This is a genomic window from Halopseudomonas oceani, assembly GCF_002903165.1.
Lineage (GTDB): Bacteria > Pseudomonadota > Gammaproteobacteria > Pseudomonadales > Pseudomonadaceae > Halopseudomonas > Halopseudomonas oceani.
Window position 1 is genome coordinate 21,346 of sequence record NZ_PPSK01000003.1, and the last position, 23,194, is coordinate 44,539.

The 23,194-nt window shown below is 62.4% G+C and carries 22 protein-coding genes; 17 read left to right on the forward strand and 5 right to left on the reverse strand.

The window, feature by feature from the left end; genetic code table 11:
• Positions 1 to 28 precede the first annotated feature (28 nt).
• Complete coding sequence (locus C1949_RS04220; RefSeq protein ID WP_104737229.1) at positions 29 to 1,495, forward strand: class I adenylate-forming enzyme family protein; 1,467 nt, start codon at positions 29 to 31, stop codon at positions 1,493 to 1,495.
• 35 nt (positions 1,496 to 1,530) lie between these two features.
• Here the strand turns inward: C1949_RS04220 and C1949_RS04225 are convergent, their stop codons facing one another.
• The gene (locus tag C1949_RS04225) at positions 1,531 to 1,953 is read right to left on the reverse strand and encodes an Mpo1 family 2-hydroxy fatty acid dioxygenase (protein WP_104737230.1); all 423 of its coding nucleotides are present in this window, start codon (positions 1,951 to 1,953) and stop codon (positions 1,531 to 1,533) included.
• A 258-nt stretch (positions 1,954 to 2,211) separates the two neighbouring features.
• On the opposite strand from C1949_RS04225, the gene C1949_RS04230 reads away from it, so the two are divergent.
• The 6 genes from C1949_RS04230 to C1949_RS04255 all read left to right on the forward strand — a co-directional run bounded on the left by C1949_RS04230 (position 2,212) and on the right by C1949_RS04255 (position 7,570).
• On the forward strand, positions 2,212 to 3,474 hold the full coding sequence (locus tag C1949_RS04230; RefSeq protein ID WP_104737231.1) for a DUF1835 domain-containing protein: 1,263 nt from the start codon (positions 2,212 to 2,214) through the stop codon (positions 3,472 to 3,474).
• Positions 3,475 to 3,579: 105 nt separating this feature from the next.
• A complete protein-coding gene (locus C1949_RS04235; protein ID WP_104737232.1) occupies positions 3,580 to 4,380 on the forward strand; it encodes a hydroxymethylpyrimidine/phosphomethylpyrimidine kinase in 801 nt (266 codons plus the stop codon).
• Positions 4,377 to 5,006, forward strand: a complete 630-nt coding sequence (gene thiE / locus C1949_RS04240; protein WP_104737233.1) for a thiamine phosphate synthase — start codon at positions 4,377 to 4,379, stop codon at positions 5,004 to 5,006. Before C1949_RS04235 ends, thiE begins: the two co-directional genes overlap by 4 nt.
• A gap of 11 nt (positions 5,007 to 5,017) precedes the next feature.
• A complete protein-coding gene (hemL, locus tag C1949_RS04245) occupies positions 5,018 to 6,298 on the forward strand; it encodes a glutamate-1-semialdehyde 2,1-aminomutase (RefSeq protein WP_104737234.1) in 1,281 nt (426 codons plus the stop codon).
• Entirely contained in the window at positions 6,295 to 6,945 is a 651-nt protein-coding gene (locus C1949_RS04250) for a hypothetical protein (protein ID WP_104737235.1), read from the forward strand. Before hemL ends, C1949_RS04250 begins: the two co-directional genes overlap by 4 nt.
• Before the next feature lie 7 nt (positions 6,946 to 6,952).
• Positions 6,953 to 7,570, forward strand: coding sequence for a tetratricopeptide repeat protein (locus C1949_RS04255; protein WP_104737236.1), 618 nt, complete (start codon positions 6,953 to 6,955; stop codon positions 7,568 to 7,570).
• An 18-nt stretch (positions 7,571 to 7,588) separates the two neighbouring features.
• Here the strand turns inward: C1949_RS04255 and C1949_RS04260 are convergent, their stop codons facing one another.
• On the reverse strand, positions 7,589 to 7,918 hold the full coding sequence (locus tag C1949_RS04260; RefSeq protein ID WP_104737477.1) for a DUF1820 family protein: 330 nt from the start codon (positions 7,916 to 7,918) through the stop codon (positions 7,589 to 7,591).
• A 143-nt stretch (positions 7,919 to 8,061) separates the two neighbouring features.
• On the opposite strand from C1949_RS04260, the gene miaB reads away from it, so the two are divergent.
• The 5 genes from miaB to lnt all read left to right on the forward strand — a co-directional run bounded on the left by miaB (position 8,062) and on the right by lnt (position 13,385).
• Positions 8,062 to 9,387, forward strand: a complete 1,326-nt coding sequence (gene miaB, locus C1949_RS04265; protein WP_104737237.1) for a tRNA (N6-isopentenyl adenosine(37)-C2)-methylthiotransferase MiaB — start codon at positions 8,062 to 8,064, stop codon at positions 9,385 to 9,387.
• A gap of 145 nt (positions 9,388 to 9,532) precedes the next feature.
• Positions 9,533 to 10,546, forward strand: coding sequence for a PhoH family protein (locus C1949_RS04270; RefSeq protein ID WP_104737238.1), 1,014 nt, complete (start codon positions 9,533 to 9,535; stop codon positions 10,544 to 10,546).
• Positions 10,536 to 10,994 carry an rRNA maturation RNase YbeY gene (ybeY, locus tag C1949_RS04275; protein WP_104737239.1) on the forward strand — a complete coding sequence of 153 codons (459 nt, stop codon included), beginning with the start codon at positions 10,536 to 10,538 and terminating at the stop codon, positions 10,992 to 10,994. The genes C1949_RS04270 and ybeY overlap by 11 nt, the downstream gene beginning before the upstream one ends.
• Before the next feature lie 6 nt (positions 10,995 to 11,000).
• Positions 11,001 to 11,840 (forward strand): CorC family transporter, encoded by an 840-nt coding sequence (locus C1949_RS04280; protein ID WP_104737240.1) that lies wholly within the window; start codon positions 11,001 to 11,003, stop codon positions 11,838 to 11,840.
• A gap of 24 nt (positions 11,841 to 11,864) precedes the next feature.
• On the forward strand, positions 11,865 to 13,385 hold the full coding sequence (lnt, locus tag C1949_RS04285; RefSeq protein WP_104737241.1) for an apolipoprotein N-acyltransferase: 1,521 nt from the start codon (positions 11,865 to 11,867) through the stop codon (positions 13,383 to 13,385).
• On the opposite strand, the gene C1949_RS19255 is transcribed toward lnt, so the two are convergent.
• On the reverse strand, positions 13,341 to 13,580 hold the full coding sequence (locus tag C1949_RS19255; RefSeq protein WP_146040289.1) for a hypothetical protein: 240 nt from the start codon (positions 13,578 to 13,580) through the stop codon (positions 13,341 to 13,343). The genes lnt and C1949_RS19255 overlap by 45 nt on opposite strands.
• A 212-nt stretch (positions 13,581 to 13,792) precedes the next feature.
• Between C1949_RS19255 and leuS the strand changes: the two genes are divergently transcribed.
• Genes leuS through holA form a run of 3 tightly spaced genes read left to right on the forward strand, consistent with a single transcriptional unit; the run spans position 13,793 to position 18,001 of the window.
• Entirely contained in the window at positions 13,793 to 16,399 is a 2,607-nt protein-coding gene (gene leuS / locus C1949_RS04290; RefSeq protein WP_104737242.1) for a leucine--tRNA ligase, read from the forward strand.
• A 20-nt stretch (positions 16,400 to 16,419) separates the two neighbouring features.
• Complete coding sequence (locus tag C1949_RS04295) at positions 16,420 to 16,965, forward strand: LPS-assembly lipoprotein LptE (RefSeq protein ID WP_104737243.1); 546 nt, start codon at positions 16,420 to 16,422, stop codon at positions 16,963 to 16,965.
• A 7-nt stretch (positions 16,966 to 16,972) separates the two neighbouring features.
• Complete coding sequence (gene holA / locus C1949_RS04300) at positions 16,973 to 18,001, forward strand: DNA polymerase III subunit delta (RefSeq protein ID WP_104737244.1); 1,029 nt, start codon at positions 16,973 to 16,975, stop codon at positions 17,999 to 18,001.
• Here the strand turns inward: holA and C1949_RS04305 are convergent, their stop codons facing one another.
• Both C1949_RS04305 and C1949_RS04310 read right to left on the reverse strand, forming a co-directional pair.
• Entirely contained in the window at positions 18,002 to 18,859 is an 858-nt protein-coding gene (locus C1949_RS04305; protein ID WP_104737245.1) for a universal stress protein, read from the reverse strand.
• Positions 18,860 to 18,875: 16 nt separating this feature from the next.
• A complete protein-coding gene (locus tag C1949_RS04310) occupies positions 18,876 to 20,369 on the reverse strand; it encodes a SulP family inorganic anion transporter (RefSeq protein WP_104737246.1) in 1,494 nt (497 codons plus the stop codon).
• Between the two features lie 328 nt (positions 20,370 to 20,697).
• Between C1949_RS04310 and C1949_RS04320 the strand changes: the two genes are divergently transcribed.
• Complete coding sequence (locus tag C1949_RS04320; protein WP_104737248.1) at positions 20,698 to 21,990, forward strand: lytic murein transglycosylase; 1,293 nt, start codon at positions 20,698 to 20,700, stop codon at positions 21,988 to 21,990.
• 127 nt (positions 21,991 to 22,117) lie between these two features.
• Positions 22,118 to 23,167, forward strand: a complete 1,050-nt coding sequence (lipA, locus tag C1949_RS04325; protein WP_104737249.1) for a lipoyl synthase — start codon at positions 22,118 to 22,120, stop codon at positions 23,165 to 23,167.
• Positions 23,168 to 23,194 lie beyond the last annotated feature (27 nt).

Sequence of the window (23,194 nt, forward strand, 5' to 3'; positions counted from 1 at the left end):
TCAACGACAACAACAGGATGGCTACCCGATGAACATTCCCAAGCTGCTAGCGGTCAACGCCCGCAAGTTTCCCGCAGGCGAGGCGCTGATCACCGCAGACTGCCGTCTCAGCTGGGCCGAGCTGCACGACCAGAGCCTGCGTCTGGCAGCCCATCTGCATGAGCAGTACCAGATTGGCAGCGGCGACCGCGTTGCCCTCTACATGCCCAACAGCTATGGCTGGGTACTGAGCTACTTTGCCGTTATCAATCTTGGCGCGATTGTCGTACCGGTCAACGCCCGCCTGACAACCGCAGAGCTGGAATACATCCTGGGTGATTGTGACGCCCGTCTGGTCATCGCCCAGGGCGACCACGCCGACCGTGCCAGCACTTTGGCTCCCTGCCTGCGTCTGGATCAGCCGGGCGCCCAGGTTCTGGACATGCAGAGCCGCTGGAACGTCGCCGAGATCCCCTCCGATCAGCCCTGCACTCTGCTGTACACCTCCGGCACCACGGGCAAGCCCAAAGGCGTGTTGTTCCACCACCATGCCCTGCTGACCGTGGCCACCGCCTCGGCAGTAGAAATGGACATGCGCCCGCACAGCCGCCTGTTGCACATGATGCCGCTGACCCACTCGGCGCCACTCAACGTCTTTTTACTGGGCGGCACCTATGTTGGCGCAGCCCACGTGGTATTGCCGGAATTTCACCCCAAGCTGCTGGACACGGTTGAGCAGGAGCGCACTACCCACTTCTTTGGCGCACCCATTGCCTTCCTGATGACCGCCCAACAGCCGGACATCACCGCCCGTGACATAAGCTCGATGCAGGCTTGGGTCTACGGCGGCGGTCCGCTGTCCAGCGAGCAGGTCGGGCTGATTGCCGAACGCATGCGCACTGACCGCCTGTACTGCGTCTACGGCCTGACCGAAGCAGGCCCCAGCGGCACCATCATGATGCCGGACGAGCACCCTGGCAAAGCCGGCTCGATCGGCCGCCGCGGTGCGCTGCACACCGAGCTGCGCTTGATCGACGAGCACGGCAAGGAAGTGGAAGGTGAAGGTACCGGCCAGATCCAGATCCGCACCGAAGGCATGATGCTTGGCTACTGGAACAAACCCGAAGCCACCGCCGAGTGCCTGCACAGCGACGGCTGGCTGGACTCGGGCGACCTCGCCCGTCGCGACGCCGATGGCTATTACTGGGTGCTGGGCCGCGCCAAGGAACTGATTATTTCCGGCGGTGTGAATGTCTACCCGCGGGAGATTGAAGTCGCGTTGGAAGGTCACCCGAACATCGTCGAAGTCGCCGTGTTCGGCGTACCGCACCCGCAGTGGGGCGAGACCGTGAAAGCGGTGGTGGTGCTGCGCGAGTCAGTTGCCGACCTGCATGCGCAATTGTCTGCCTTTCTTGAACCACTGCTAGCGGACTACAAGCGGCCGCGCCTGTACGCCGAGACGACCGTGCTACCGCGTAACGCCAATGGCAAGGTAATGAAACACCAGCTGTCGTAGCGGCAATAAAAAGGCGCCTTCCGGCGCCTTTCTGATTAATACCGTACGCCCGCCAACCCGAATAGAAAGCCCAGCAGCCAGGCAGGACCAATCAGCAGAAACTGCAGGTCTTTGAAGAAGGACGGCTTCTTACCTTCGACGTGATGGCCGATGAACTGACCGATCCAGGCCAGCACAAAGATCCCCAGCGACCACCAGAACACATTCGACATCAAGCTCAGCCCCAGTAGCATCAGCAGACTGACCACCAGCATTGCCAAGCCGATTTGCCACGACAACAGCAGGTAAAAGACCAGCGCCGCGGCGACCGCAACCATCGCGACCCAAGGATGAATTGCCCAGAGCAAACCGAGCACGCTGAAGGTAATCAGCGGCACACAGATCCAGTGTGTCAACTTGTTGAAGGGGTTACGGTGGCTTTCACCATATTCATCAAACCACTGATCGATGGCTTTCATACAACACCTGTTCTTGTTCGTCTTTTAACCATGAGCGTAGCTCAGTAGTCGAACTATTTACTGAACGACCATCAAGCACCAGTGGCCTGACGAGCCAAAACCGCCGTTATTGACAATGTTCGCGCAGCAAGCGATGCTCCCTCGCACGCTGCAAAGCGTCCCCGTTCGCGGAAAGGGCTGCGCCCGCTGTACCTCATTTTGAGTCACCCATACGACACCCAGCCTGCCAGGCGGACACAGGCCCGATAAGGGGATCGTATGTCCAGTAGCAACACCCGGCCCATCAGCAACGGCCGCCTCAATCTTGAACAACAACGCAAGCGTGCCAAGGAATTGCTCAAGGCCGTCAACGCGGGCGAACGGGCTGCCCTGACCCGCCTCAGCCAGTGGATACCGCCACGCAGCGCGACGCTGCGGCTAGCCGACGCCCAATGGGTCATTGCCCGTGAATGCGGCTTTGCCAGTTGGCCCAGGCTCAAGCAACACATCGAGAGCATCAGCCTGGCCAATCAGCGACTGCAACGCGAGGGCGACCTGGACCGCAAGACCCTGCACATCCGCTGCGGTAGCGATATTCAGCACAGCTTGCGCACCGCAGGCTTGCACGGTGACTTTCTCGAATTTTCCGACCCATTCTGCATCGGCCCGCTGAGCGACAGCGACCCGCAAACCCTGCTGCGCGAGCGCGCGGCCTTTCTTGCTGACGCATTCAATCTGGCGCCCGCCGACGCGCTGGGCCGCCAGCAACAGGGTTACGGCACACTACTCAAGCTCGATCAGTATCAACGTATCGTGCTGTGGTTCGAGCACGACAGCTACGACCAACTGATTCTCGCTTACCTGCTGCATCGCCTGCGCGAGTTGCAGCCTGCTGCCGAGCTGCAGCTGATTGCCGTCGATCAGGTGCCGGGGGTGGAGCGCTTTATCGGCATTGGCCAACTCGCACCGGAGGTGCTGAGCTGGCTTTGGCCGCAGCGCAAATCGATACAACCCGAACTGCTCCAGCTCGGCAGCGACGCCTGGCACGCGCTGACAGCAGATGATCCGAGCGCCCTGCTGGCCCTGATTCAAACCGGCACGCCCGCCCTGCCGATGCTTGGCAAAGCCCTGCACCGGCATCTGCAGCAACTACCGGGACTGCATGACGGACTCGGGCTGACCGAGCGCCTGATCCTGCAGATTCTCCAGCGCGAGGGTGCCCTGCCTGCAGGCAAGGTCTTTGCCACATTGATGAGGCGTGACGAGCCGCTGCCCTATCTCGGCGACCTGATGTACTGGTGGCTGCTGCAGCCGTTGCTGACCGGCCCGACGCCGCTGCTGCGCATCGACGACAGCGCGGCGGACTGGCCCCAGCGCATCATTGAGCTGAGCTCGCAGGGTCAGGCTGTGTTGCGCGGCAAAACCGATGGCTTCGCCAGCCGCGCTACCGGCTACTGGGTCGGCGGCGTCGAGTTGCAGCCGGGGCGGCCACACTGGCGTTACGATTCGGCACAACAGAGACTGCATCTGCGCAGCGCCTGAACGCCCCGTTGGGCGGGCAAAATGGTATGCTAGCGCGCTGTCATGCCAGCACTGATTCAACCTCAGTGCTGGCTAACCACCCGTCAGCATGCGGAACACCTTGCCATGACCCAACCCAACCCGTTCAAGCCCGTCGTTCTATGCCTTTCCGGCCACGATCCGAGCGGTGGCGCTGGCCTGCAGGCAGACATTGAAGCGCTGATCGCGCAGGGCTGCCACGCCGCCCCCACGGTAACCGCCCTGACCGTGCAGGACACCGTCGACGTTAGTGACTTCCGGGTCCTCGACCGCGAATGGGTCATGGCACAGGCCAACAAGGTCATTAGCGACATGCCGGTTTCGGCGGTCAAGCTGGGCATGCTCGGTTCGGTAGAGATGGTCGATACGGTGCTGGAGCTGATGCTGCGACTGCCCGATGCGCCGTTGGTTTGCGACCCGGTGCTGCGGGCCGGTGGCGGCGGCTCGCTGGGCAAGGACGATGTTGGCTTCGCCATTCGCGAGCGCCTGTTCCCGGTCGCCACCATCGCCACGCCGAACCTGCCGGAAGCGCGCATTCTCGCCGAACTGCCGGACGGCAGTGCCGATGAATGTGCGGCCAAGCTGCTGCCCTACATTCGCCACCTGCTGATCACCGGCGGTCACGGCGACGAGGCCGAAATCCACAACCGCCTCTACTGCGCCGATGGCAGCAAGCATGACTTCACCTGTCCACGCCTGCCCGGCAGCTATCACGGCTCCGGATGCACTCTGGCGAGCACACTGGCCGGGCGCCTGGCCCTCGGCGAAGGCCTGGTCAGCGCGGTGCGCTCGTCCCTCGACTACACCTGGCGCACCCTGCGTGATGCCGAGCAGCCCGGCCATGGCCAGTACGTGCCGCGCCGCCTGCCGCTGGACTTCTGCTCGTGAGCGAGCGCGGCCTTTACGCCATTACTGACAGCGCCCTGCTGGCAGACGGCAAGCTGCTGCCCTACGTCGAAGCCGCGCTGCTCGGCGGCGCGCGCTGGCTGCAGTACCGCGACAAGTCTGGCGATGCCGGCAAGCGCCTGGCCGAAGCGAGCCAGCTCGCCGAACTGTGCTGCGCGCATGATTGCCAACTGCTGATCAACGATGATCTGGCGCTGGCCGACCAGCTCGGCGTCGGTCTGCATCTGGGCCAGGACGACGGCTCGTTGCGCGAAGCGCGCCAGCAGCTGGGCCCTGACGCACTGATCGGCGGCACCTGCCACGCCAGCCTGCAGCTGGCCGAACGCGCCCTGGAAGACGGTGCCAGCTATATCGCCTTCGGCCGCTTCTTTAATTCGGTGACCAAGCCGGGCGCGCCCGCAGCAACACCCGAATTGCTACGATCAGCTCGGCAGCAATTTTCGGTACCCATTATCGCCATCGGCGGCATCACCCTGGACAACGCGTCGACCCTGCTCGACGCCGGCACCGACTATCTGGCCGTGATCAACGGCCTGTTCGGCGCCCCCGACGCTGAGACGGTGCAGCACCGCGCCCGTCAGTTCAGCCAACTCATTCACGCATCCTGAGAGACTTGACCATGTCCCGTTCCGAATCCCTGTTTGCCAGCGCCCAGAAACACATCCCGGGCGGCGTCAATTCACCGGTCCGCGCCTTCAAGAGCGTCGGTGGCACACCGCTGTTCTTCAAGCACGCCGAGGGCGCCTACGTCATTGATGAAGACGACAAGCGCTATGTCGACTACGTCGGCTCTTGGGGGCCGATGATCCTCGGTCATAGCCACCCGGACGTGCTCGACGCAGTGCGCAACCAGCTGCAGCACGGCCTGTCCTACGGTGCGCCGACTGCGCTGGAGACCGAGATGGCCGAGCTGGTCTGCTCGCTGGTGCCGTCGATGGATATGGTGCGCATGGTCAGCTCCGGCACCGAGGCGACCATGAGCGCCATCCGCCTGGCCCGTGGCTACACCGGCCGCGACAGCATCATCAAGTTCGAGGGCTGCTACCACGGTCACTCCGACAGCCTGCTGGTCAAAGCCGGCTCCGGTCTGCTGACCCAGGGCGTACCCAGCTCCGCCGGCGTGCCAGCCGACTTCGCCAAACACACCCTGACCCTGCCCTTCAACGACATCGAAGCGGTGCGCAGCACCCTGGCCGACGTCGGCGAGCAGGTTGCCTGCATCATCGTCGAGCCGGTCGCTGGCAACATGAACTGCGTGCCGCCGGCGCCCGGCTTCCTGCAGGGCCTGCGCGAGGCCTGTGACGAGCACGGCGTGGTGCTGATTTTCGACGAGGTGATGACCGGTTTCCGCGTGGCCCTTGGTGGCGCGCAGGCGCACTACGGTGTCACGCCGGACCTGACTACCTTCGGCAAAATCATCGGTGGCGGCATGCCGGTCGGCTGCTTCGGCGGCAAGCGCGCCGTGATGGAATGCATCGCCCCGCTCGGCCCGGTCTATCAGGCTGGCACCTTGTCCGGTAACCCGCTGGCGATGGCAGCCGGCCTGACCACCCTGCGCCTGATCAACCGCCCAGGTTTCCATGACGAGCTGAGCGCCTATACCAGCCGCATGCTGGCCGGCCTGCAGGAACGCGCCGATGCCGCTGGCGTGCCCTTCGTGACCACTCAGGCAGGTGCGATGTTCGGCCTGTACTTCTCCGGCGCCGACGACATCGTCACCTTTGAGGACGTTATGGCCAGCGACGTGGAGCGTTTCAAGCGGTTCTTCCATCTGATGCTCGATGGCGGTGTCTATCTGGCACCCAGCGCCTTTGAGGCCGGCTTCACTTCCATTGCCCACGGCGATGCCGAACTGCAGCTGACCCTGGACGCTGCCGAAAAGGCCTTCGCCGCGCTATGAGCCAACTCGCCTACGGCGTGCTGACCCTGACGCTGATCGCCGCCAGCCTGTGGCTGTGGCGACAGCGCACACCTCTGGCCACGCCGGCTGGCGGCGCCATCACCGCGGCGCTGCTGGGTCTAGGCCTGGCCGCGGCGGCCAGCCTGCTGTTGAGTCTGGGCGCGCTGGCCCAGGAACTGGAACACACCCAGCGCATCCTCGGCCTGGCGGCGCAGAACATCAGCCTGCCGTTGTTGGGTCTGGCGGCGTTCTTCCTCGGCCGCGGCCTGCAATGGCAACCGGCAATGTGGGGCCGCATTCTGCTTGGTCTGATGGCCGCCTTTGAACTGTTGCGCCGGATGGATCAGCTGTTCGGCTACCAATGGGCCATCAACAGCGCTGCGGTGCTGTTCATGCTCATAGGCTGCCTGCTGGTCTTCAGGCAGGACCGCCGGGCGCTACCCGCCGCGCTGCTATGCGCTCTTGGTACCCTGGCGCCCCTGCTGAAACCGGGCACCGCGCCGCTGGCCGACCTGTTCGCGCCGGGCCAGACCCTGCTCTGGCTATTTCCGGCGCTGCTCGGGGCGGCGTTGACGGTTGGACTGTTGAGCGAACAGGCGCACAATAGAGCACAACCCGTTTCTGCCGACCATTTGCCGAGGTCTTGAACCCACCATGCGTCGCCTGCTCAAGCTCGTTGCTTTCTCCGGCCTGCTCATGCTGCCAACGGCCCCGGTGCTGGCCGAGTCAGACAATCCGTTACTAATCAGTGCCAGCGACCGCTGCGCATTCGAGCGGGTGGACGACGAGAGCCTGCCGATGGCACTGGAAGCCTGTCGGCAAGCTGCCGAGCGCGGGGATACGCTAGCCCAGTTCGAACTGGGCCAGCTGTACTACCGCGGCGAACGCGTCGAGCGGGACTTTGCCACCTCGCTGCAGTGGCTGGAGAAAGCCTCGATTCAGGGTGAGCCCAGAGCGCAGTACCTGCTGGGCATGATGCACTTCAGCGGCCAGGGTATCCCGCGCAACCTGCCGCAGGCCTACATCATCCTGAAGATGGCTGCCGTGAACGGCAACGACGCGGCAATCGACGCTGCTGACATGGTCAGCCAGGAAATGAACGCCCAGGAAATCCAGGTCGCCAATCACGTGCTGGGCATGCTGTTTCGGGATTACCTGGCGCAGATTCGCGAAGAACAGCTCAGCGGCACGCTGGAGCAGGAAACACCCGTCGTCCCGCGCACCAACAACGACCTGAGTAACGAGACGGAGCAGCTGGAGGAGCAGGAGTAACCCTGCCTGCGCACTTGATCAGCTGTCGTTACGCGGCGGCATCGGGAAGTGCATGATGTTGCTACCGCCCTGAGCGTCAGTGATCTTCGGTGTACCGACGCGCTCAACCTCATCAATACGAATGATTGAGTGCACGGGAATGAAGCTGCGCTTGACCCCGTCAAACTGATTTTTCAGTTTCTCTTCGGCCGGATCAACCAGCATCTGTGAGCGCTCGCCGAAAATCAGCTCTTCGATTTCCATGAACCCCCACAGCTCACTCTGAAATATCTGCTGGGCGTAAAGCTCGAACACCTGTCCCTGGTTCTGGAAGATGACCCGGAAAACCGGTTGCTTTTCTTTGCTCATGACGGGTTGATCAACACCTTGAAAAACGTGAAAGGACACCGCGGCATCAGCCGCTCGGCGGGCGCGCATCATAGCACAGGGGGCGGCAGAAGCAGATGTGTGTATAATCGCCCCTTTTCCCAGCTAGCCCCCAGCACATTCCCATGGCCAAGAAACTCTTTATTCAGACCCACGGTTGCCAGATGAACGAGTATGACAGCTCGCGTATGGCAGACCTACTCGGCGAACATCAGGCAATGGAGCTGACCGACAACCCCGATGAGGCGGATGTCATCCTGCTCAACACCTGCTCCATCCGCGAGAAGGCTCAGGAGAAAGTCTTTTCCGAGCTGGGCCGCTGGCGCCCGCTAAAGGAGAAGAACCCGGAGCTGATCATCGGCGTTGGCGGCTGCGTGGCCAGCCAGGAAGGCACCGCGATCCGCGACCGTGCTTCCTACGTTGACGTCGTATTTGGCCCACAAACCCTGCACCGCCTGCCCGAAATGATCAACGCAGCGCGCACTACCCAGCAGCCGCAGGTGGATGTCAGCTTCCCGGAGATCGAGAAGTTCGACGCCCTGCCCGAGCCGCGGGTGGATGGTCCAACCGCCTTTGTCTCGATCATGGAAGGTTGCAGCAAGTACTGCAGCTTCTGCGTGGTGCCCTACACCCGCGGCGAGGAAGTCAGTCGCCCGCTGGCCGACGTCCTGAGCGAGATCGTTCACCTGGCCGAGAACGGCGTCAAGGAAGTCACCCTGCTGGGTCAGAACGTCAATGGCTACCGTTTTGACGGCACCGACTTTGCCGACCTGCTGCACGCTGTTGCGGCGATCGACGGGATTGAGCGTATTCGCTACACCACCAGCCACCCGCTGGAATTTTCCGATGCCATCATCCAGGCCCACGCCGAAATTCCGAAGCTGGTGAAATACCTGCACCTGCCGGTGCAATCGGGTTCCGACCGCGTACTGGCGGCGATGAAGCGCAACCACACCGCACTGGAATACAAGTCGCGCATCCGCAAGCTGAAAGCGGCGGTACCGGATATTATCCTCAGCTCGGACTTCATTATCGGCTTCCCGGGTGAAACCGACCGTGATTTCGAACAGACCATGAAACTGGTCGAGGACGTCGGCTTCGACTTCTCCTACTCGTTCATCTACAGCGCACGCCCGGGCACCCCGGCGGCCGATCTGAACGACGACACACCGATGGAGACCAAGAAGCAGCGGCTGCAGATTCTCCAGGCACGCCTGAATCAGCAGGGCTTTGAGAACAGCCGCCGCATGGTCGGCAGCACCCAGCGCATTCTGGTCAGCGACTTCTCGAAGAAGGACCCGGGCATGCTGCAGGGCCGCACCGAGCATAACCGGGTAGTCAATTTCCGCTGCGACAATCCTGGCCTGATCGGCCAGTTCGTCGACGTCCACATCGAAGAGGCGCTGCCACACTCACTGCGCGGCACTCTGATCAGCGACACGGCACACTGAACCGGTGTGCCCCGCCCTCGCTGCAAGTCCGTCACCGCCGTGCTGACATCTCAATGATCAGCACGGATGGGCGGGTCTTTGCAGCGGGATATTTGCGCGCTATCCTGTGCGCTTCCCAGTGCCATATGGCGACCAACGGACTATTTTGAACGCGCCCCAGCATATTCATCGCTTCAGCATCGAACCTGTCGATCCCCGCCGCTTTGCCAGTCTTTGCGGCCAGTTCGATGAAAATCTCCGCCTGATCGAACAGCGACTCGGCATCGAAGTCCGCAACCGCGGCAATCACTTCGAGCTGATCGGCGACGACTCCCTGACCCGCTCGGCCGAAGCCGTTCTGCGCCAGCTGTACCGCGAAACCCGCGATACCGACGACCTGAGCCCAGACACCGTGCACCTGTACCTGCAGGAGTCAGGGCTCGAGAGCCTGAGTGAAAGCCTGAGCAAGGGTGACGAACACAAACCGGTGATCCTGCGTACCCGCAAGATGAGCATTCAGCCGCGCGGCCCGAATCAGCAGAAGTACCTGCGCTCGATTCAGGAGCACGACATCAATTTTGGTATCGGCCCGGCCGGTACCGGCAAGACCTATCTGGCGGTGGCCTGTGCAGTGGATGCGCTGGAGCGCGAGCAGATCAGCCGCATCCTGCTGGTACGCCCGGCGGTTGAGGCCGGCGAGAAGCTCGGCTTCCTGCCGGGTGATCTGGCGCAGAAGATCGACCCCTATCTGCGCCCGCTGTATGACGCGCTCTACGAGATGCTGGGCTTTGAGCAGGTGATCAAGCTGATCGAACGCCAAGTTATCGAGATCGCGCCACTGGCCTACATGCGCGGCCGTACGCTGAACAACAGCTTCATCATTCTCGACGAATCGCAGAACACCACGGTTGAGCAGATGAAGATGTTCCTGACCCGTATCGGCTTCGGCTCGACTGCCGTGATCACCGGTGACATTACCCAGGTCGACCTGCCACGCGGCACCCGTTCAGGCCTGGCCCATGTCGCCGAGGTACTCAAAGACGTCAAGGGCATCGGCTTCACCCACTTCCAGTCCAAGGACGTGGTACGCCATCCGCTGGTGCAACGCATCGTTGAAGCCTACGACCGCTTCGACGCGCTGCAGGAAGCCGCTCGCCAGGAGCGCCGAAATGAGCATTGAACTCGACATCCAGCGCGCTTCCAGCGCTCCGGATCAGCCTGACGACGACAGCTTCATACGCTGGGTCGGGCTGGCACTAGGTACCGGCACCGACCGTGAACTGACTATCCGCTTGGTGGATGCCGATGAGGGCCGCCAGCTGAACAGCACCTATCGCGGCAAGGACTACGCCACCAACGTATTGTCCTTTCCTGCCGACCTGCCCCCCGAACTTGACCTGCCGTTGCTTGGCGACCTGGTGATCTGCGTCCCCGTAGTCGCCCGTGAAGCCGACGAGCAGGGCAAACCCCTGTTCGCCCACTGGGCGCACATGGTCATCCACGGCTGCCTGCACCTGCTCGGCTACGATCACATCGAAGACGCCGATGCAGAAGAGATGGAAGCCCTGGAACGGGAATTGCTGGCAGAACTCGGCATAGCCGACCCCTATCTTGAAGATGATGAGTAAGGATCAATGAGCGAAGATCGATCGACCAACGGACATAAGTCGTGGCTGGATAAGCTGGTCCAGGCTTTTGTCCATGAACCCAAGAACCGCCAGGAGCTGCTCGAACTGCTGCGCGAAGCGCACAGTAACGAGGTCCTGGATATCGAGGCCCTGTCGATCATCGAAGGTGCGCTCCAGGTCTCGGACATGCAAGTCCGCGACATTATGGTGCCGCGCTCGCAGATGACTACCATCAAGGCAAACCAGAGCCCCCGCGAGTTCCTGCCAGCGGTGATTGAAGCGGCGCACTCGCGCTTCCCGGTCATCGGCGAAAGCATCGATGACGTTATCGGCATCCTGCTGGCCAAGGATCTGCTGCCGCTGCTACTGGAAGACAATACTGATCGTTTCAACATCAAGGACATCGTCCGCTCACCAACCTTCGTTCCGGAATCCAAGCGCCTCAACGTCCTGCTCAAGGAATTCCGCGCCACCCGCAACCACATGGCGGTGGTGATTGACGAATACGGCGGCGTTTCCGGTCTGGTGACCATTGAAGACGTGCTGGAGCAGATCGTCGGCGATATCGAAGACGAGCACGACGTTGACGAAGACAGCCAGATCAAACCGCTGCCCAGTGGCGACTATCTGGTCAAGGGCCTGACCCCGATCGAAGAGTTCAACGAACACTTCGAGACCGACTTCTCGGACGAGGAATTCGACACCGTCGGCGGCCTGGTGATGAACGCCTTTGGCCATTTGCCCAAGCGCAACGAAGTGGTTGAGCTGGATGGCTTCCGGGTTCGCGTCCTGAACGCCGACAGCCGCCGGGTTCACCTGCTGCGCGTCACCCTGGTCAACCGCTGAGCCTTCCGCGCTAAGGACATCCCCATGCATGCCCTGCTGAGCCGCCTGCGCGGCCCCGGTTTTGTCGGCCACCTGATCGCGCTGCTCGCCGGCGCGCTCAGCACCTTGTCCTTCGCCCCCTACAACCTGTGGCCGCTGGGTATGCTCTCGGTTGCCCTCCTGTATCAGGGGCTCAAGGAAGTCACTCCAAAGCAGGCTGCGTTGCGCGGTGGCGCTTGGGGGCTGGGGCTGTTCGCTTCGGGGGTGTCCTGGATTTACATCAGCATCCACGTGCACGGCAATGCCTCACCGCCGCTGGCTGCCTTCCTGACCGGCGGACTGGAGCTGGGGCTGTCCTGCTTCTTTGCCCTGATGGCCTGGCTTTGGGTGCGTTTTCTACGCCCACAAGGGGCGTGGCTGAGCAGTCTGAGCTTTGCTCTGCTGTGGTTTGCCCAAGAGATGTTCCGCAGCTGGTTCCTGACCGGTTTCCCCTGGCTGTATCACGGTTACGCCCACAGCCACAGCTGGCTAGCCGGCTGGGCACCCGTCGGCGGTGTCTGGCTGCTGGGCGTGATGTCGGTGCTGGTCGCCTGCCTGCTCAGCGAATGGCAGCTGTTTCGGCGCCCGCTGCAGGCCGTTGCCGTTGCCGCTCTGATTGCGGTGTTCTGGTGCGGCGGACTGCTGTTGCAGTACGTCGACTGGACCCAACCCGTCGGCAAGCGCCTGAGCGTCAATCTGGTGCAGGCCAACATCGCCCAATCCGACAAGTGGGACCCGGCCTACATCACCCACACACTGGAGCTGTACCGCGACCTGACCTACGCCCAACCACCTACCGATCTGGTGGTCTGGCCGGAAACCGCGGTGCCGGTATTGCAGAGCCAATCGCTGTACTTCGTCGAGGGCATCGCCGCCAATCTGGCCCAGGAAGGTCGCACCCTGATCACCGGCATCCCGGTCGATACCCACGACGAAAACGGCATGCGCATCTATAACGGCATCATGGTCGGTGGCAGCGAGCCACGCAGCGAGTACCTGAAGCAGAAACTGGTGCCCTTTGGTGAGTACGTGCCACTGGAAGACCTGCTGCGCGGCCTGATCGACTTCTTTAACCTGCCGATGTCCAGCTTCAGCCGCGGCCCCGCCGACCAGCCGCCACTGCAGGCAGCCGGCTACAAACTGGCGCCACTGATCTGCTACGAAGCGGTCTACCCGGACTTTGCTGCCAAACTGGCCGCCCAAAGCGATTTGCTGATCACCATCAGCAACGACAGCTGGTTCGGCTCATCAATCGGCCCACTGCAGCACCTGCAGATGGCGCAGATGCGCGCCATGGAAAGCCAGCGCTGGATGATCCGCGCAACCAACAACGGCGTCACCGCGTTGATTGATCCGCGCGGCACCATCCGCCAGCGGATTCCGCAATTTCAGCAGGAAGTGCTGATTGGTGAGGTGCAGCCGATGAGCGGCCAGACACCCTATCTGCAGTGGCGCAGCTGGCCGTTGGTGGTGCTCGCGCTATTAGTGCTGCTGCCGCTTGCGTGGCGGCGGCGCCAGGCCCGGTAGCGGCGTACGCAGCGAGATCGCGACCAGAATTTGCAGCAGCAGCGCCATTTCCTCGGGACTAAGTCCGCGTAATTCAAGATCGCGTGGCGACTCAGGGGAATTGTTCAACCACTGCCGGGTGTGCGCCATATCCAGTGCCTGATCGAGCCGCCTGAGAAGTTGGCCATAGGCGCTATCCTGGGGCTGTCGTGCCACCACTGAAGGCAATCCAGCGCACATCTTTGCAACCTCCCGCAACGGCTCTGCGACGGCCCGGGATGGCCCGTCTCCTCAGCTAGAGAATAGACCCACCCAGTCCGCTGCTGCCAGGCTGGCGACGAATGGCATGTGACTACCTGATGAGCGCCGGGTGGTGTATCCTGCCCCATTACTTTTTCACGTCACCACGAGTCACCAGACCCCACGCCATGCAAGAACAGTATTCACCGAGTGAGATTGAAGCCGCTGCCCAGACCGATTGGGACAATGCCAACGCATTCCAGGTTACCGAAACCCCTGATCAGGAGACTTACTACTGCCTGTCGATGTTTCCGTATCCGAGCGGCAAGCTACACATGGGGCATGTGCGCAACTACACCATCGGTGACGTGGTCGCCCGCTACCAGCGCATGCAAGGCAAGAACGTGCTGCAACCCATGGGTTGGGACGCCTTCGGCATGCCGGCAGAAAACGCGGCGATGAACAACAAGGTCGCACCGGCCGCTTGGACCTACTCCAACATCGATTACATGCGCACCCAGCTCAAGAGCCTGGGCCTGGCCATCGACTGGACGCGCGAGATCGCCACCTGCAAACCCGACTATTATCGCTGGGAGCAGTGGCTGTTCACCCGCCTGTTCGAAAAAGGCATCATCTACCGCAAGAACGGTACGGTGAACTGGGACCCGGTCGATCAGACCGTACTGGCCAACGAACAGGTGATCGATGGCAAAGGCTGGCGCAGTGGCGCGGTCATCGAGAAGCGCGAAATCCCGATGTACTACTTCGCGATCACCAACTACGCCGAGGAGCTGCTGAGCTCACTCGATGAGCTGACCGGTTGGCCCGAACAAGTCAAGACCATGCAGCGCAACTGGATCGGCAAGTCTGTCGGCATGGAAGTCCAGTTCCCGTACGACACCGCCAGCATCGGTCACGACGGCACCCTGAAGGTCTTTACCACCCGCCCGGACACCCTGATGGGCGCGACCTACGTTGCCGTCGCCGCCGAGCACCCGCTGGCCACCCAGGCCGCGCAGAACAACCCAGAACTGCAAGCCTTTATCGACGAATGCAAGCGCGGCGGTGTGGCCGAGGCCGACATCGCTACCCAGGAAAAGAAAGGCCTGCCGACCCCGCTGTACGTCCTGCACCCGCTGACCGGCGAGAAGCTGCCGGTGTGGGTCGCCAACTACGTTCTCATGGGGTATGGCGAAGGCGCCGTTATGGCCGTACCGGCGCACGACGAGCGCGACTTTGCCTTCGCCAACAAATACAGACTGCCGATCAAACCGGTCATCCGCACCTCAGTCGGCGATGAAACACCCGAGCCGTGGCAAGACGCCTACGGCGAGAAGGGCGAGCTGATCAACTCCGAAGAATTTGACGGTCTGGACTACGACAGCGCCTTCACCGCGATTGGCGAAGTGCTCAAGCAGAAAGGCCTGGGCGAGCCACGCACCCAGTTCCGCCTGCGCGACTGGGGTATCAGCCGTCAGCGTTACTGGGGCTGCCCGATCCCGATCATTCACTGCGACAGCTGCGGTGACGTGCCGGTACCGGATGATCAGCTGCCGGTGGTATTGCCCGAAGACGTGATCCCCGATGGCGCCGGTAGCCCGCTGGCGAAAATGCCCGAGTTCTACGAATGCCGCTGTCCGAAGTGTGGTGCCGCCGCCAAGCGCGAAACCGACACCATGGACACCTTCGTCGAAAGCTCCTGGTACTACGCCCGTTACGCCAGCCCGCAATACGACAAGGGCATGGTCGACCCGGCTGCAGCCAATCACTGGCTGCCGGTGGACCAGTACATCGGCGGGATCGAACACGCCATTCTGCACCTGCTCTACGCCCGCTTCTTCCACAAGCTGATGCGCGACGAAGGACTGGTCAGCAGCAACGAGCCGTTCAAGAACCTGCTGACCCAGGGCATGGTACTGGCCGACACCTATTACCGTCTCGAAGCCAACGGCAGCAAGACCTGGTTCAACCCGGCCGACGTGGATATCGAGCGCGACGGTAAGGGCAAGGTTATTGCCGCCACCCTGCGCAGCGACGGCCAGCCGGTCGAGATCGGCGGTACCGAGAAGATGTCCAAGTCGAAGAACAACGGCGTTGATCCGCAGGCGATGATCGACCAGTACGGTGCCGACACCTGCCGTTTGTTCATGATGTTTGCCTCACCGCCGGATATGAGCCTGGAATGGTCCGACTCCGGTGTTGAAGGCGCGCAGCGCTTCCTGCGCCGCGTCTGGCGCCTGAGCCAACAGCATCACGCCAAGGGCCCGGCAGGAAAAGCCGACCTCGGCAGCCTGAGCGACGAGCAGAAAGCCGTGCGCCGCGCCATCCACCTGGCCATCAAGCAGGCCAGCCAGGATATTGGCCAGCACCACAAGTTCAATACCGCCATCGCGGCGGTCATGACCCTGATGAACGTGCTGGAAAAGGCACCGCAGGACGCCGGGCAGGACCGCGCGCTGTTGCAGGAAGGTCTCGAGACCGTCGCCTTGCTGCTCGCGCCCATTGCCCCACACATCTGCCACAGCCTCTGGCAGGCACTGGGTCACAGCGACGCAATCATCGATGCGCGCTGGCCGAGCGTCGACGAGAGCGCGTTGGTACAGGACAACCTGCAGCTGGTTATCCAGGTTAACGGCAAGTTGCGCGGCCACATCGAAGTCGCCGCTGACGCCAGCCGCGAGCTGATTGAAGCCACCGCGCGGGAAAACGAGAATGTGCTGCGCTTTACCGAAGGTCTGACGATCCGCAAGGTCATCGTCGTGCCCGGCAAGCTGGTCAACATTGTCGCCAACTGATTTTGCAACGGAGAGCCAAGATGTCATTGACCACACCCCGCCTGCTGCTCAGCTGCGCCGTCCTCGGCGCCACCCTGCTCGCCTCTGGCTGCGGGTTTCACCTGCGCGGTACCGGTGTCGACAGCGTCGAGCTGAATCAGCTGGACGTAACGGCCCATAACCGCTATGGCCGCACCTATCAGCAGGTACTTGAGGCACTGGAGGTGGACGGGGTGAAGGTTACGCCGACCGCAGCCTACCAACTGCAACTGCTGAAGGAAGACCAGGGCCGCCGGGCCGTCAGCTACACCAGTAGCTCGACTCCCGCAGAGTACGAGCTGACCAGCACCCTGATGTTCCAGATCGCTGACCGTCGTGGCCGTGCACTGATTGGCCCCGAGACGCTGGCTACCCGCCGTCTCTACGTCAATGACAAGGACAACATCATCGGCACGACCGAGGAAGAGGAACTGCTGCGTCACGAGATGCGCCAGGACCTGACCCGCCAGTTGCTGTTCCGTCTGTCCAGTATCACTGAAGGCGAACTGTCCAGCCGCGAGTCGCGCCTCGACCAGCAGGGCAACTGAGCCGGCAATGAAACTCAACGCCCCCCAGCTGGGCAAGCAGCTCAAGGATGAGCTGGCCGCCGTTTACATCATCAGTGGCGACGACCCACTCCTCTGCGGTGAGGCCTGCGATCTGATTCGCCGAGCCTGCCGCGCTGCCGGCAGCGAGGAGCGTCAGGTCTTTGATGTTGACCGCAGTTTCGACTGGTCTCAACTCTACGAGGCCAGCCACAGCCTTTCCCTGTTCGCCCAGAAGCGCTTGCTCGAACTGCGCATTCCGTCCGGCAAACCGGGTGACGCCGGTGCAAAGGCGCTGCTGGCCTACCTTGAGCAACCGGCAGAAGACACGACCCTACTGATCAGCCTGCCCAAACTCGATGGGGCTACCCAGCGCAGCAAGTGGGCGAAAAGCCTAATCGAGCACGCCGACAGCCGTTTCGTGCAAATCTGGCCGATTGAACCAGCACAGCTACCCAACTGGATTCGCGAACGCCTGCTTGCCGCTGGCCTGCAGGCCAGCGCTGAAGCGATTGACCTGCTGAGCGCTCGCGTGGAGGGCAACCTGTTGGCGGCCGCGCAGGAAATCGAGAAGCTCAAACTGTACTGTCCGGAAGGCCAACTGACACTCGATACCGTGCAGCAGGTCGTCGCCGACAGCGCCCGCTTTGACGTGTTCCACCTGAGTGACGCGATGCTGCAGGGCCAGCCGGAACATGCCCTGCGCATGCTCAACGGCCTGCGTGGTGAGGGGGTGGAAGCCCCCGTTGTACTCTGGGCAGTAAGCCGCGAACTGCGGGCGCTGGCCGACATGGCTCAGCAGCAAAGTCGCGGAATACCGCTCGACAAGGTGTTTTCCAGCCAGCGTCCGCCGGTTTGGGACAAACGCAAACCACTGTTGCGCAACGCTCTGCAGCGCCATCCGGCGGCCGCCTGGGAGCGCTGGCTGAACGACGCTCAGACAGTAGACGAGCAGATCAAGGGGCAAGCGCCCGGCTCGCCGTGGGATGGTCTGGCGCGCATTCTGGTTGAGGCCTCTGGCGCGCGCCTGCCGCTGTAGTCAGCGCAGCAGCAACAGCGGACAGTCGGTGCGCCGCAGCATGGACGTGGTTGTGCTACCGACCAGAAACTGGCGAATGCGCGAATGACCGTAAGCACCCATCACGATCAGGTCCATCTCACGCTCGCGCCGGCACAACAGCAGCACCTCTTCGACCTCACCTGCGCGAATCTCTGCACTGGCAGCAAAGCCCTCTTCCTCCAGGCGCTTGCGAGCGGCTTCGATCGCCTGCCGCGCATCGGCGGTATCGGCGCCGACCAGCAGCAGATGGATTGACGCGCCAGCCAGCAGCGAGCTCTGCATCAACAGATCCAGCCCCTTGCGCACGCTGGGGCTGTTATCGAAGGCAATCAGCACCCGCTGCGGCGCCCGATACTCACCCGTCGTAATCAGCACCGGACGATGCATGGTACGAATGACGCTTTCCAACTGACTGCCAACCTGGCTGGCCGCGCTGCCGCCAGCCTCTCCTTGACGGCCCATGACCAGCAGGCGCACCTCTTCTTCAAGTTCCTGCAGGGTATCGACCAGCCCACCGTGACGCTGACGCAGCGTTGGCTCTGCAACTCCGTCCGCACGCACCCGCGCCGCAGCAGCGTCGAGCATCAGCTTGCCCTGCTCGCGCAGCAGCCGCGCACGCCGTTCATCCAGCTCGGCCAGCTCACCCAGCAGATGCTCGCGACTGCCCAGCCCGATACTGCCGGACAGGTCAGTCGGCATCGTCGAGGGAGCAGGTTCCAGCACGTGCAACAACGCCAGCGGTGCCTTCAGCCGAAGGCTGGCCCAAGCCGCGTAGTCGCACACCGCCTCACTGGCAGCGGAACCGTCAATACATGCCAATACCCTTGCTTCGCTCATTCAGCCCTCCCGCTGATCAGTGGCCACCGAGGTGATCAACCGCATCCGGCTTATCATGCACCCCGAAGCGGTCAACGATGGTGGCGCTGGCCTCGTTGAGCCCGATCACCTCAACTGCGGTACCTTCACGACGGAACTTGATCACTACCTTATCGAGCGCCCCCACGGCGGTGATATCCCAGAAGTGGGCGCGACTCAGGTCAATCACCACCCTATCAAGCGCTTCCTTGAAATCAAAGCCCGCGGCAAATTTGTCCGCAGAGCTGAAAAATACCTGGCCCACCACCTCGTAGCGACGCTCACCACCATCGGCGCTCAACACACTGCCGATATGCAGGTAATGACCAATCTTGTTGGCGAAGAACATGGCCGCCAGCAGCACGCCGACAAACACGCCATAGGCCAGGTTATGGGTCGCCACCACCACCGATACGGTGGCGAGCATAACCAGATTGGTCGAAAGCGGGTGATGACGCAGGTTGCGGATCGAATCCCAGCTGAAGGTGCCGATCGAGACCATGATCATCACCGCCACCAGTGCTGCCATCGGAATCTGCCCGACCCAGTCACTGGCAAACACGACCAGTACCAGCAGCACACTGCCGGCCACGAAGCACGACAGGCGAGTACGGCCGCCGGACTTCACGTTGATCACCGACTGACCAATCATCGCGCAGCCCGCCATGCCGCCAAGCAGGCCCGATGCGATATTCGCTACACCCTGGCCCTTGCACTCACGGTTCTTGTCGCTGCTGGTATCGGTTAGATCGTCGACAATCGTGGCTGTCATCATCGACTCAAGCAGCCCAACCACCGCCATCGCGGCAGAGTACGGCAGAATGATCATCAGCGTGTCGAGGTTGAGTGGCACGTCCGGCCAGAGGAATACCGGCAGGGTATCCGGCAGCTCGCCCATGTCTGCCACAGTGCGGATATCAAGTCCCAGATAGATCGAGACAGCAGTCAGCAGCAGGATGCACACCAGCGGCGACGGTATCACCTTGCCAATACCCGGCAGCAGCGGAAACAGGTAGATAATCCCCAGACCGGCAGCCGTCATGGCGTAGACATGCCAGGTCACGTCGGTCAGCTCAGGCAACTGCGCCATGAAAATCAGGATCGCCAGCGCATTGACGAAACCGGTCACCACCGAGCGCGAGACAAAGCGCATCAGCGAGCCGAGCCGCAGATAACCAGCGCAAATCTGCAACGCTCCGCACAGCAGCGAAGCCGCAAGCAGGTATTCCAGACCATGCTCACGCACCAGCGTCACCATCAGCAGCGCCATCGCGCCGGTCGCCGCCGAGATCATGCCCGGGCGTCCACCGGTAAACGCAATCACCACCGCGATGCAGAAAGAGGCATACAGGCCAACCTTGGGATCAACGCCGGCGATAATGGAAAACGCAATCGCCTCCGGGATCAATGCCAATGCAACAACCAGCCCGGACAGCAGGTCGCCGCGCACGTTGGAGAACCATTCGTGGCGCAGGGTTTCGATAAAAGTCATGGGTAGGCAAACCTGTTTTAAGTTCAGCAGACGTACACCGTAGCGTCGTCAGGTTGCGAGGCGCAGGCCCCTGATCACATCCAGCAACAACGAAGCCACGCAGCCCGGGAAAATGCACAGGTGCGCAGACAGAGAACGGGGACGATAAAGGCCGCGAACTCTAGCACAAATGCCAGGACGCGGCCATTTGCCGCCCTTGCCGAGCCACGCATCACCTGTCATTGTCTGGGGCTGCTGCCGGAACCTTTCCTGCGCGCCAACCTCCAACGGCTCAAGGACGGGGCTTACGCAGCACCCGAAAGACCAGACAAGAATCCAGGGAAACTGCATGCCCACACCTCCCAGCCGCAAGGCCCGCCTCCATCTGCTTGCTTCCATCAGCCTGATCTGTCTCAGCGCCTGTGCAGGCACGCCCAGCGCCGCTGTCGCGCAGCCAGCACCGACCCAGCCAACCACCGCTGCCACGGCGGCCGCCCCAGTGGCAACGCCCACGGCGGAAACCTTCAGCCGGTGGCGCGACCGCTTCCGCCAGGAGGCATTGGCCAAAGGCATCGACGCCGAGTTGTTTGACCGCGCCTTCGCGGGCGTCACCCCCGATCAGGATGTCATCAAGGCCGACCGCAGCCAGCCCGAGTTCTCCCGACCGGTGTGGGCATATCTCGACAGCGCCCTGTCGACCCAACGGGTCGCGACCGGACGCAGCCGCCTCAGCGCCCAGCGCGAGACGCTGGACGCCATCGAGCAGCGCTACGGCGTTGACCGGCATATCCTGGCCGCCATCTGGGGCCTAGAAAGCAACTACGGCCAGAACATGGGCAGCCGCCAGGTCATCCGCTCGCTGGCAACACTTGCCCATGAAGGCCGACGCCCCGGTTTTGCCCACGACCAGCTGCTGGCCGCGTTGGACATTCTCCAGCACCGCGACATCGAACCTGGTGGCATGCTCGGCTCCTGGGCTGGCGCCATGGGCCAGACCCAGTTTATTCCGACCACCTACAACCAGTATGCGGTCGACTTTGACGGTAACGGCCGCCGTGACATCTGGAACTCCTCAGCTGATGCACTGGCCTCCGCAGCGCACTATCTGCAGCAGTCCGGCTGGCACAGCGGCCAGCCCTGGGGACAGGAGGTCCAGCTGCCGGCCGACTTTGACTATGCCCAGGCCGATCCGGCAGTGAAAAAGACCGTCGCCGAATGGCAGGCACTTGGCGTTACCGCTGCCGGCGGAAAGAGCCTCGCCAACAATCTGGCTGATCAACGTGCCGCACTGCTGCTGCCAGCCGGCCACCGCGGCCCGGCCTTCCTGCTGCTGCACAACTTCAGCACCATCATGCGCTACAACAATTCGTCGAGCTATGCGCTCGCCATTGGCCTGCTGTCCGAGCGTTTCCAGGGTCGCGGCCAGATTCACGCGAGCTGGCCGACCGATGATCGCCCGCTATCGCGCAGCGAACGCATCGAACTGCAGACCTTGCTGACCCGGAAGGGGCTTGAGCCAGGCGGCATCGACGGCATCATCGGCGCCAACACGCGCCGGGCTATCCGCAGCTTCCAGCAACAGCAACGCTGGCCAGCTGACGGCTACGCGTCAGTCGAGCTGCTGGACGCCCTGCGCAAGTAATGGACGCCTCGCGCGCAGCACGGTGCTGCGCGCACGCCCCATTCCCTGTGTTAGAATCCGCGCTGGCCACAAGCCGCACCGTGCCCTTGCGCACTTTACGGAGTCTCTACCAGGAGCCCTGCCGAACATGTCCGACACCCCGCAGAAGTCCGTTGCCAGTGGCGAGAAGTTTCGCAACGCCCAAGGCATTGCCGCGATCAAGGATGGTCAGAAACGACGCGCCAGCGCCGACCCCCAGGTTTTTTCGCCAAAACCCAAGTGGTTGCGGGTCAAGGCGCCAGGCGGCGACCGCTTCGAAGCCGTCAAGCGCAACGTCAGTGAACACCGTCTAAGTACGGTCTGCCAGGAATCCCACTGCCCGAACATGGGCGAGTGCTGGTCAAACGGCACCGCTACCATCATGCTGATGGGGTCGGTCTGCACCAGGGCCTGCCGCTTCTGCGCGGTCGATACCGGTAACCCGAATGGCTGGCTGGATCGGGAAGAGCCGGAGAATACCGCCAAGTCCGTTGAGCTAATGGCGCTACGCTACATCGTGCTGACCTCGGTCGACCGCGATGATCTGACCGACGGCGGCGCGGCTCACTACGCAGCCTGCGTTCGCGCTATCAAGGCGCGTACACCACAGGTAGTCGTCGAGGCCCTTACGCCTGACTTCGACGGCGAGCTGAGTGCGATTGAAGCGGTGGTTGATTCGGGCCTGGAAGTTTTCGCCCAGAACGTGGAAACCGTGGAGCGCCTGACCCATGAAGTACGCGACCCGCGTGCCGGTTACCGCAAGACGCTGGACGTGCTGGCCCACGCCAAGAAACACCGCCCTCAGGTGTTGACCAAGACCAGTCTGATGGTCGGGCTGGGCGAAACCGACGATGAAATTCTGCAGACCTTCAAAGAACTGCGCGAGATCGGTGTCGACATCGTTACCCTCGGTCAGTATCTGCAGCCGACCCGCAACCATTTGGCAGTAAAGCGCTGGGTGAGCCCGGAGGAATTCAACCGTTATCGCGAGATCGGTCTGGAAATGGGCTTCATGGAGGTCGCAGCCGGCCCGCTGGTGCGCTCCAGCTACCGTGCTGACCGGGTCTTCGAGAAAAACAACCTGGGCCTGGCTGCACCGGCTCCGGTGCCGGGCCAGGCTGTCGATGCCAGCCTGATTCCCACCCTGAATCTCAGCTAACGCCAGGTCTGACTCGGGCGCGCAGCA